This is a genomic window from Mesorhizobium sp. M7A.F.Ca.CA.001.10.2.1 (assembly GCF_003998575.1).
Lineage (GTDB): Bacteria > Pseudomonadota > Alphaproteobacteria > Rhizobiales > Rhizobiaceae > Mesorhizobium.
Genome location: NZ_RZQY01000205.1, coordinates 1 through 9,073 on the forward strand (window position 1 = coordinate 1; position 9,073 = coordinate 9,073).

Here is a 9,073-nt window from a genome sequence, read left to right on the forward strand (position 1 = left end):
CATCGAGAATGCCGACCATGCCGAAAAGATTGCCGGCGAAATCGGCTACCCCGTGATGATCAAGGCTTCGGCCGGCGGCGGCGGCAAGGGCATGCGCATCGCCTGGAGCGAGGCCGAAGTGCGCGACGGCTTCGACCGCGCGCGCTCGGAAGCCAAGAGTTCGTTCGGCGACGATCGTGTCTTCATCGAGAAATTCGTCGTCGATCCGCGCCATATCGAAATTCAGGTGCTGGCCGACGCGCATGGCAATGCGCTCTATCTCGGCGAGCGCGAATGCTCGATCCAGCGACGCAACCAGAAGGTCGCCGAAGAGGCGCCGTCGCCGTTCCTGGATGCCGAGACGCGCAAGGCTATGGGTGAGCAGTCGGTGGCGCTGGCCAAGGCCGTCGACTACCAGAGCGCCGGCACGGTCGAATTCATCGTCGACAAGGACAAGAACTTCTATTTCCTTGAAATGAATACACGATTGCAGGTCGAGCATCCGGTGACGGAGCTCGTCACAGGCATTGATCTGGTCGAGCAGATGATTCGCGTCGCCGCCGGCGAAAAGCTTGCCATCAAACAAAGCGATGTCAAACTGAACGGCTGGGCAGTGGAAAGCCGGCTCTATGCCGAAGATCCCTACCGCAACTTCTTGCCGTCGATCGGCCGGCTGACACGCTACCGGCCGCCTGAGGAAGGACAATTCGGCGATGTCATCATCCGCAACGACACCGGCGTCACCGAAGGCTCCGAAATCTCGATGTTCTACGATCCGATGCTCGCCAAGCTGTGCACCTGGGCGCCGACGCGTCTGGAGGCCATCGATGCCATGTCGGAAGCGCTCGACAGCTTCGTCGTCGACGGTATCGAGCACAACATTCCGTTCCTGGCTGCCTTGATGCAGCATCCGCGTTGGCGGGAAGGGCGGATATCGACCGCTTTCATATCGGAGGAATATCCCGACGGCTTCGCGCCGGTCGTACCGAACGACGATGAGAAGGCCGTGCTGGCGTCGATTGCGACGGCGGTGGAACTGCTGCGCCGTGACCGGCTCGACCGGCTGGGCGGGCGGCTGGCGCCGCATTCGGGAGCTCTGAAGCGCGACTGGGTGGTAAAGATCGGCGATGACTATCTGTCGGCCTCGATTATCGAGGGCATGATTTCCATTCCGATGGAAATCGATCTGTCGATCGAGGCCGGCAGGGCGTTGACCGTTGCATCAGACTGGCGGCCGGGCGACCTGGTCTGGCGCGGCACGGTCGGCAAGCGCAAGGTTACGGCTCAGGTCAGGCCGGTTGCCAACGGCTTTCGCATAGCCTGGAAAGGCATGTCGGTGACCGCGCGCGCCATGCTGCCGCGCACCGCCGAGCTGGAAAGGCTGATGCCCGAAAAGGTGGCGCCGGACACGTCGAACCTGCTGCTTTGCCCGATGCCCGGCCTTGTCGTGTCGATTGCCGTTGCCGAAGGCCAGGAGGTCAAGGCCGGCGAGACCTTGGCGGTGGTGGAAGCGATGAAGATGGAAAACGTGCTGCGTGCTGAACGCGACCTTGTCGTCTCCAAGCTCAACGCCAAACCGGGTGACAGCCTGGCTGTCGACGCGGTGATCATGGAGTTTGCGTAAGGCTGGCCGGGCAGGCAGCCTGTGATCAGCAGTGGTTTGTGCTGGACTGGCATCGCGCGGTCCCGGACAATACATCTCCATCGACTCAAGGACCTTCACACAGCACCATGGCCGACGAAAAACTTCCCCGCGATCCCCTGAAGCGCGAAGCAGCGATTGCTGCGGCGCGGCCGGAGGCCCCGGCGCGGCCCTTCGTCCATTTGCGCGTGCATTCGGCCTATTCGCTGCTGGAAGGCGCCTTGCAGATCGGCAAGGTGGTGGCTCACGCCGTCAAGGACGAAGCCCCGGCCATTGCCGTGACCGACACCAACAATCTGTTCGGCGCCCTGGAATTCGCGCAGAAGGCGGTGAAGGACGGCATCCAGCCAATCATCGGCTGCCAGGCGGCGCTCGCCTTTTCCGGCGAAAACAGCGATGGCCAGCGCGACCGCCGACGGCAAGGTCCCGATATGCGGCCGGTCGTCCTGCTCGCCGCGACCGAAGCCGGCTATTCCAATCTGGTCAGGCTGGTCAGCCGCGTCTACCTCGAAACGCCGCCAGGCGAAGCCGTGCACCTGGCCACCGAAATGATGGAAGGCTTTTGTGACGGGTTGATCTGCCTCAGCGGTGGGCCGCGCGGACCGATCGGCACCGCGCTCAAGGAAGATCGCCGCGATCTGGCCGAAGCCCGGCTTTTGACCCTCAAGGCAATGTTCGGCGACCGGCTCTATGTCGAGCTGGATCGGGTTTCCGGTTATGATCGCGTGATCGAAAAATCCTCGATCGATCTGGCCTATGCCCATGAACTGCCCCTGGTCGCCACCAACGAGGCGTTCTTTTCCTCCCGTGACGACTATGACGCACATGACGCGCTGATCGCCATCGCCGAAGGATCGGTCGTCGCCGCCGACAATCGTCGCCGGCTGTCGCCGGACAATTTCCTGCGCAGCCAGGCCGATATGGCCAGGCTCTTTGCCGATCTGCCAGAAGCGATCGACAACACTGTCGAGATCGCGCTGCGCTGCTCCTATTATCCCAAAAACCGCAATCCGATCCTGCCGCGCTTCACCGGCGGCGATGTCGCTGACAATGACGCCGCGGTGCAGGCGGAAGCCGACGAACTGGCCCGCCAGGCGCATGAGGGGCTCGACGCGCGCCTCGCCATGCATGGCCCGACTGCGGGCTACTCGGTCGAGCAATACCGCGAGCGGTTGAATTTCGAGCTTGGCATCATCACCAAGATGAAGTTTCCCGGCTACTTCCTGATCGTTGCCGACTTCATCAAATGGGCCAAGGCGCAAGGCATTCCGGTCGGGCCAGGCCGCGGTTCGGGCGCAGGCTCGCTGGTCGCCTATTCGACGACCATCACCGACATCGATCCGCTGCGCTTCTCGCTGCTTTTCGAGCGCTTCCTCAATCCCGACCGCGTGTCGATGCCCGACTTCGACATCGACTTCTGCCAGGATCGGCGCGAGGAGGTCATCCGCTACGTCCAGCAGAAATACGGCCGCGACCAGGTCGGCCAGATCATCACCTTCGGTACGCTGCAGGCGCGCGCCGTGCTGCGCGACGTCGGCCGCGTGCTGCAGATGCCCTATGGCCAGGTCGACAAGCTCTCCAAGATGGTGCCGCAGAATCCGGCCAACCCGGTCAAGCTCGCCGACGCCATCGCCAACGAGCCGCGCTTTGCCGAAGAGGCCGAGAGGGAGCCGATCGTCCAGACGCTGCTCGACATGGCGCAGAAGCTGGAGGGCCTTTACCGCCACGCCTCGACGCACGCCGCCGGCATCGTCATCGGCGACCGGCCGTTGTCGGAACTGGTGCCGATGTACCGCGATCCGCGCTCGGACATGCCCGTCACCCAGTTCAACATGAAATATGTTGAGCAGGCCGGGCTGGTGAAGTTCGACTTCCTCGGCCTGAAGACGCTGACCGTGCTGGAGACGGCGGTCAAGCTGATCCGCCGGCGTGGCATCGAGATCGACCTGGCGACGATCCCGCTCGACGATCCCGAGACCTACGCCATGCTGTCGCGCGGCGAAGTGGTCGGCGTGTTCCAGGTGGAAAGCGCCGGCATGCGCAAGGCGCTGATCGGCATGCGGCCCGACTGCATCGAGGACATCATCGCGCTGGTTGCGCTCTACCGCCCCGGTCCGATGGAGAACATTCCGACCTACAACGCCAGAAAGCATGGCGAGGAGGAGATGGCGTCGATCCATCCCAAGATCGACCATCTGGTGAAGGAGACGCAAGGCGTCATTGTCTACCAGGAACAGGTGATGCAGATCGCGCAGGAGCTGTCCGGCTACTCGCTCGGCGAAGCCGATCTGCTGCGCCGCGCCATGGGCAAGAAGATTCGCGCCGAGATGGACAAGCAGCGCGAGCGCTTCGTCTCCGGCGCGGTCGAGCGTGGCGTCGGCAAGCCGCAAGCCGACTTCATTTTCGACCTGCTGGCCAAGTTCGCCGACTATGGTTTCAACAAATCGCACGCCGCCGCCTATGCGGTGGTTTCGTACCAGACCGCCTATCTCAAGGCGCATTATCCGGTCGAGTTCCTGGCGGCGTCGATGACGCTCGACATGGGCAACACCGATAAGCTCGCCGATTTCCGCCAGGACGCGCTGCGCCTTGGTATCGAGGTTTTGGCGCCTTCGGTGATGTCGAGCTTTCGCCCCTTCGAGGTCGGTGAGAACCGCATCTACTATTCGCTGGCAGCGCTCAAGGGTGTCGGCGACGCTGCGGTCGAGCACATCGTTGCCCAGCGTGGCGAAAAGCCGTTCAAGAACCTCGCCGATTTCTGCGAGCGGGTCGATCCCAAGATCGTCGGCAAGCGTGTCTTCGAAAGCCTGATCATGGCCGGCGCGCTCGATTGCTTCGGCCACGACCGCGCATCGATGATGGCGGGCGTGGAACGCATGATGGGACTGGCGTCGCTGGCGCAGCAGAACGCGGTTTCCGGCCAGCACGACATCTTCGGCGCTTCGCTCGGCGCCCAGTCGCAGGCACTTAATCTGCCGGCGACGGAGCCATGGCTCGCCGCCGACCGGCTGCACCGTGAATTCCAGGTGGTCGGCTTCTATCTCTCGGCGCACCCGCTCGACGAGTACAAGGCAGCCCTGCAGAAGATGCGGGTTCAGACCTGGGCCGAGTTTTCGGCGGCCGTCAAACGCGGTGCCGCCGCCGGCCGTCTGGCCGGCACGGTGACGTCCAAGCAGGAGCGCAAGACGCGCACCGGCAACAAGATGGGCGTTATCGCCTTTTCCGACACATCCGGCCAGTACGAAGCCGTGCTGTTTTCCGAAGGACTGGCGCAATATCGCGATCTGCTCGAGGCCGGCCGCTCCGTGGTCATCACCGTTGCCGCCGAGGACAGGCCGGAAGGCGTCAATCTGCGCATCAACTCGGTGCAGTCGCTGGAGGACGAGGCAAGCCGTATCCAGAAGGCACTTCGCATCTTCGTGCGCAACGCCTCGCCGATCAACACGCTGGCCGGCCAACTGACTGTCAGGGGCGAGGGGCAGGTCAGCTTCGTGCTGATCAAGGACGAAGGCGAGGGCGAAATCGAGATCGAGCTGCCGAACCGCTACCGGATTTCGCCGCAGATCGCTTCGGCGATGCGCGCGGTGCCGGGTGTGGTCGAAGTGGAGCTGGTGTGACCCCCGCTCTTTCTCGCGCGCGGCGGTCAGCCGGGCGGTCGCTGCCGCGAACGCCAGCGCAGTCAGTATGAAGCCGGCGCAGAGGAACGGGTCGCAGGCGGTTTCAGCCTTGGCGCGGCTGCGTGACAGGCTGCGCAGGCTCTATCATGGGCGCACGCCGGCCGCTTTCCGGTTCCAACTGGTGGCCGTCGTCATCGACCTCGCCATCATCGCCTTCTTCATCGCGACGCCGGTTCTTCAGGACAAGCCGTCCTTCCTCTGGCTCGACTATTCGGCGGCCGCGCTTGTCGCCGCGGATCTGGTCGCCCGGCTGCTTGCCTCCAAAAACATGCTGCGGCTGATGAAGCAGCCGACGTCGTGGGTCGATGTCTTCATCCTTTTGACGCTGCTGATGCCGACGGCGTTCGCCAATCTCGCCTTCCTGCGCATCCTGCGGCTGTGGTCGCTGTCGCGCAGCGGTTCGCTCTGGCGGCATCTGGAGATGCGCGGCCTGAGGCCGTGGCGCGAGGCCAGCCACGCGGTCATCAACCTTTTGACCTTCCTGTTCGTCATCACCGGCTTCGTCTACACGTTCTTCTTCCGCACTGGCGCCGGTCTGGAAAACTATGTCGACGCGCTTTATTTCACCGTCGCCACGGTGACGACGACCGGCTTCGGCGACATCGTGCTGCCGGGCATAGCCGGCAAGCTGACCGCAATCGTCACCATGATCATCGGCATATCGCTGTTTGTCAGACTGGCTCAGGCGATCTTCCGGCCAGCCAAGGTTTTGTTTCCCTGTCCGCAGTGCGGCTTGCGGCGGCACGAGCCGGACGCCGTGCATTGCAAAGCCTGCGGTCATCTTCTCAACATACCCGACGAAGGGAACTGACGGCCGGCGTACTACGACGCCGCCACTTCGGCCGGCTTTATAGCCCTGCGCTGAAGATTGAGCAGATTGCCCATCAGGATCAGCAGCGCGCCGCCGGCGGTGAAGGCATCGATCTGCTCGCTATAGAGCAGCCAGCCAATCAGCGCCGATAGCGGCACGCGCAGAAAATCCATCGGCGAGACGATGGTCGCATCGGCATAGCCAAGCGCGCGGGCCATACAGAAATGCGACGACATGCCGGTGAAAGCGATCAGCACGATCCACGGCCATAGCTCCAGTGGCGGATTGCGCCACGTATAGAGCGCCGGGATGAGACCGACCATCGACTGGATAATCAGCATCCAGCAGATGATGCGCACGACGCTGTCAGTCCGGGTCAGCGATTTGATCGTGACCACCGAGATGCCGAAGCAGGCCGCGGCACCCAGCACGACGAGATGTCCAGGGTCGACCGAGCCGACACCGGGGCGCACGATGATCACCACGCCGATCAGCCCCAGCCCGATCGCTGCCAGCTTGGGCCGGTTCAGCCTTTCGCCCAGAAAAATCACCGCCAGGATAGCTGTCCAGATCGGCGTGGTGAATTCGATCGAGATCAGCACCGCCAGCGGGATCAAAGTGAGGGCGTAGAGCCAGGCCGCCTGGCCCGTGTAATGGATGACGTTGCGGGCGATATGGGCAATGGGGCGCTGCGTGCGCATGGCTCGAAAACCGCCACTCATCATCACCAGCGGCAGAAGGATGAAGAAGCCGATCACAGAGCGCAACTCAAGCACCTGGAAGACGTTGAGCTCCGCTGTCGTGGCTCGGCCGGCGACCGTCATCCCAAGGAAGGAAGCGATCGACAGTGCCATCCAGAACGCGGCCTTGGGGATCGAGGGGGTGGGTGCCATTCGCGCTATGTCGCAGGCGAGGGCTTCTGCCGCAATCGCTACACAAGGCATTCTTCTGGGCCAGTCGCGACTGGCTGGATGTTGTAAAACAGTCGTGTGGCGGGCGGAACCTGAAACCGCAAGTGGCGTTGAGTTCCGGTGGTCAGCCGTGCTCGCGGACCGTCCCGCCTTTTTCAAGATCGACAAGGAGAGCTTCAATGAGATCCTTCGCGCAATTCGCGCTTACCGGCGGCTTATTGGTTGCGGCAGGTGCGGCACATGCCGACGAGGCCCAATTTCTCCAGGCGTTCAAGGGCAATTTCGCCGGCAAGGGTATCGTCAAGGTCACCACCGATGCGCCGACCGTGAACGTGTCCTGCACGTTCAGCTCGAACGCGACATCGACCTCCCTGTCGCTCGACGGCAATTGCCGGGGACTTGTCGTGGTCACGCGCGCCATCAGCGCGGACCTGAAGGCCAGCGGTGCCAAATACAGCGGCACCTATGTCGGCTCTCGCACGGGACCGGCGCAGCTTAACGGCAGCCGTTCGGGCAACGCGATCAACCTGGGCATTCGCTGGGCCAAGGAGGTCAATGGCGACCGAAGGGCGCAGATGAAGGTCGAGAAACGCGGCGAGAACGGCATGCGGCTGACCGTCATCGACACCGACCCGAAAACCGGCAAGAGCGTGGTGACGAGCAGGATTGATCTGCAGCGCACCTAATCCTCCAGCGGCTCCGGCGGATGGGCGTCGCGGCCCTTGCCGAATGTGTAGCCGGTTTCCACCGCTTTGCGGCCGAACTTGTCGCGCAGGGCGTCAATGGCGCCTTCGGCCATGGCGCGCTTGCGCGATTGGATGTCGACCAGATCGGGCGGGTCGGCCTTGTCGTCGTCCGAGAGGTCGCTGACACCGATGCCGAGCAGCCGATACTTCGTGCCGTCGGTTTCCTTGCGCAGAAGCTCCACCCCGGTCTGAAAGATGCGGTCGGCGAGCCGGGTCGGATCGCCGAGCTGGCGATTGCGCGTGCGCAGCTTGAAATCCTGGGTCTTCAGCTTCAAGACCACGGTGCGCCCGGCAATGCCTGACTTTTTCAGCCGTGCCGAGACCTTTTCCGAAAGGCCCCTGAGAACCGCGACCAGTTCCTCCAGCGACGCGATATCGGTGTCGAAGGTGGTTTCGGCCGATACGCTCTTGGCATCCTGGTCGGGATCGACGCGGCGGACGTCCTCGCCGCGCGAAAGGTGGTAGAGCCGGTCGCCCATCGTGCCGTAGCGGCGCATCAGGTCGCCGCGATCCATCTGCTGCAACTGGCCGATGGTGCGGATGCCGTCACGCTCCAGCGTGGCGTTGAATGCCTTTCCGACACCCCAGATCATGGTCACCGGCTGCGCCGAGAGGAAGCCGACTGCCTCGGCCTCGCCGATGACCGAGAAACCGCGCGGCTTGCGAAAGTCAGACGCAATCTTGGCGAGGAACTTGCAATAGGACAGGCCGGCCGAAACGGTGATGCCGATCTCCTTCTCGACGGCCTGCGCGAAGCGCGCCAGCACCACAGCGGGCGGCAGGCCGTGCAGCCGTTCGGTGCCGGCGAGGTCGAGAAACGCCTCGTCGATCGACAGCGGCTCGACCAGCGGTGTCAGCGCTTGCATCATGGCGCGCACTTCGCGGCCGACGCGCACGTATTTTTCCATGTTGGGGCTGATGACCACCGCCTCCGGGCAGGCTTCGAGCGCCTTGAACATCGGCATGGCCGAGCGCACGCCTTGGATGCGGGCGATATAGCATGCGGTGGAGACGACGCCGCGCTTGCCGCCGCCGATGATCAGCGGCTTGTCCTTGAGCGCCGGATTGTCGCGCTTTTCGATCGCCGCATAGAAGGCGTCGCAATCGATATGGGCCAGATGCAGCCGGTAAAGCTCTGGATGGCGCGCAAGCCGCGGGCTGCCGCAGCGCTCGCAGCGGCGCGCCTGGCTGCGCTGAAACGTCAGGCAGTCGCGGCAAAAACCGTGATCGGGATTGTTGACAGGGGCCGCCATCGCTGCGAACATAAAGAGAACAGATGCAATGGTACGACAGTGCAAGGCCAGCGA

At 63.4% G+C, this 9,073-nt stretch carries 6 protein-coding genes; 4 read left to right on the top strand and 2 right to left on the bottom strand.

Annotation, left to right across the window (positions count from 1 at the left end; all coding sequences use genetic code 11):
* The 3 genes from EN964_RS15225 to EN964_RS15235 form a co-directional block, all read left to right on the top strand.
* On the top strand, window positions 1-1,603 hold a 1,603-nt coding region (locus tag EN964_RS15225; protein ID WP_127276501.1), incomplete at its 5' end, for a biotin/lipoyl-containing protein.
* 107 nt (window positions 1,604-1,710) lie between these two features.
* Complete coding sequence (dnaE, locus tag EN964_RS15230) at window positions 1,711-5,238, top strand: DNA polymerase III subunit alpha (protein WP_127270747.1); 3,528 nt, start codon at window positions 1,711-1,713, stop codon at window positions 5,236-5,238.
* A gap of 67 nt (window positions 5,239-5,305) precedes the next feature.
* Window positions 5,306-6,109, top strand: a complete 804-nt coding sequence (locus EN964_RS15235; RefSeq protein WP_127270750.1) for a potassium channel family protein — start codon at window positions 5,306-5,308, stop codon at window positions 6,107-6,109.
* Between the two features lie 11 nt (window positions 6,110-6,120).
* Here EN964_RS15235 and EN964_RS15240 read toward each other — a convergent pair whose 3' ends face one another.
* Entirely contained in the window at window positions 6,121-7,002 is an 882-nt protein-coding gene (locus EN964_RS15240; RefSeq protein WP_127269138.1) for a DMT family transporter, read from the bottom strand.
* Between the two features lie 197 nt (window positions 7,003-7,199).
* Between EN964_RS15240 and EN964_RS15245 the strand changes: the two genes are divergently transcribed.
* Window positions 7,200-7,706 (top strand): hypothetical protein, encoded by a 507-nt coding sequence (locus tag EN964_RS15245; RefSeq protein WP_127269139.1) that lies wholly within the window; start codon window positions 7,200-7,202, stop codon window positions 7,704-7,706.
* On the opposite strand, the gene EN964_RS15250 is transcribed toward EN964_RS15245, so the two are convergent.
* Entirely contained in the window at window positions 7,703-9,031 is a 1,329-nt protein-coding gene (locus EN964_RS15250) for a DNA polymerase IV (protein ID WP_127269140.1), read from the bottom strand. The two genes, EN964_RS15245 and EN964_RS15250, sit on opposite strands and share 4 nt — an antisense overlap.
* Window positions 9,032-9,073 lie beyond the last annotated feature (42 nt).

Excerpts from the sequence above, each read along its gene's own strand:
- EN964_RS15250 (WP_127269140.1), bottom strand. The coding sequence starts at position 9,031 with ATGTTCGCAGCGATGGCGGCCCCTGTCAACAATCCCGATCACGGTTTT.
- EN964_RS15240 (WP_127269138.1), bottom strand. The coding sequence starts at position 7,002 with ATGGCACCCACCCCCTCGATCCCCAAGGCCGCGTTCTGGATGGCACTG.
- EN964_RS15235 (WP_127270750.1), top strand. The coding sequence starts at position 5,306 with ATGAAGCCGGCGCAGAGGAACGGGTCGCAGGCGGTTTCAGCCTTGGCG.
- dnaE (WP_127270747.1), top strand. The coding sequence starts at position 1,711 with ATGGCCGACGAAAAACTTCCCCGCGATCCCCTGAAGCGCGAAGCAGCG.
- EN964_RS15245 (WP_127269139.1), top strand. The coding sequence starts at position 7,200 with ATGAGATCCTTCGCGCAATTCGCGCTTACCGGCGGCTTATTGGTTGCG.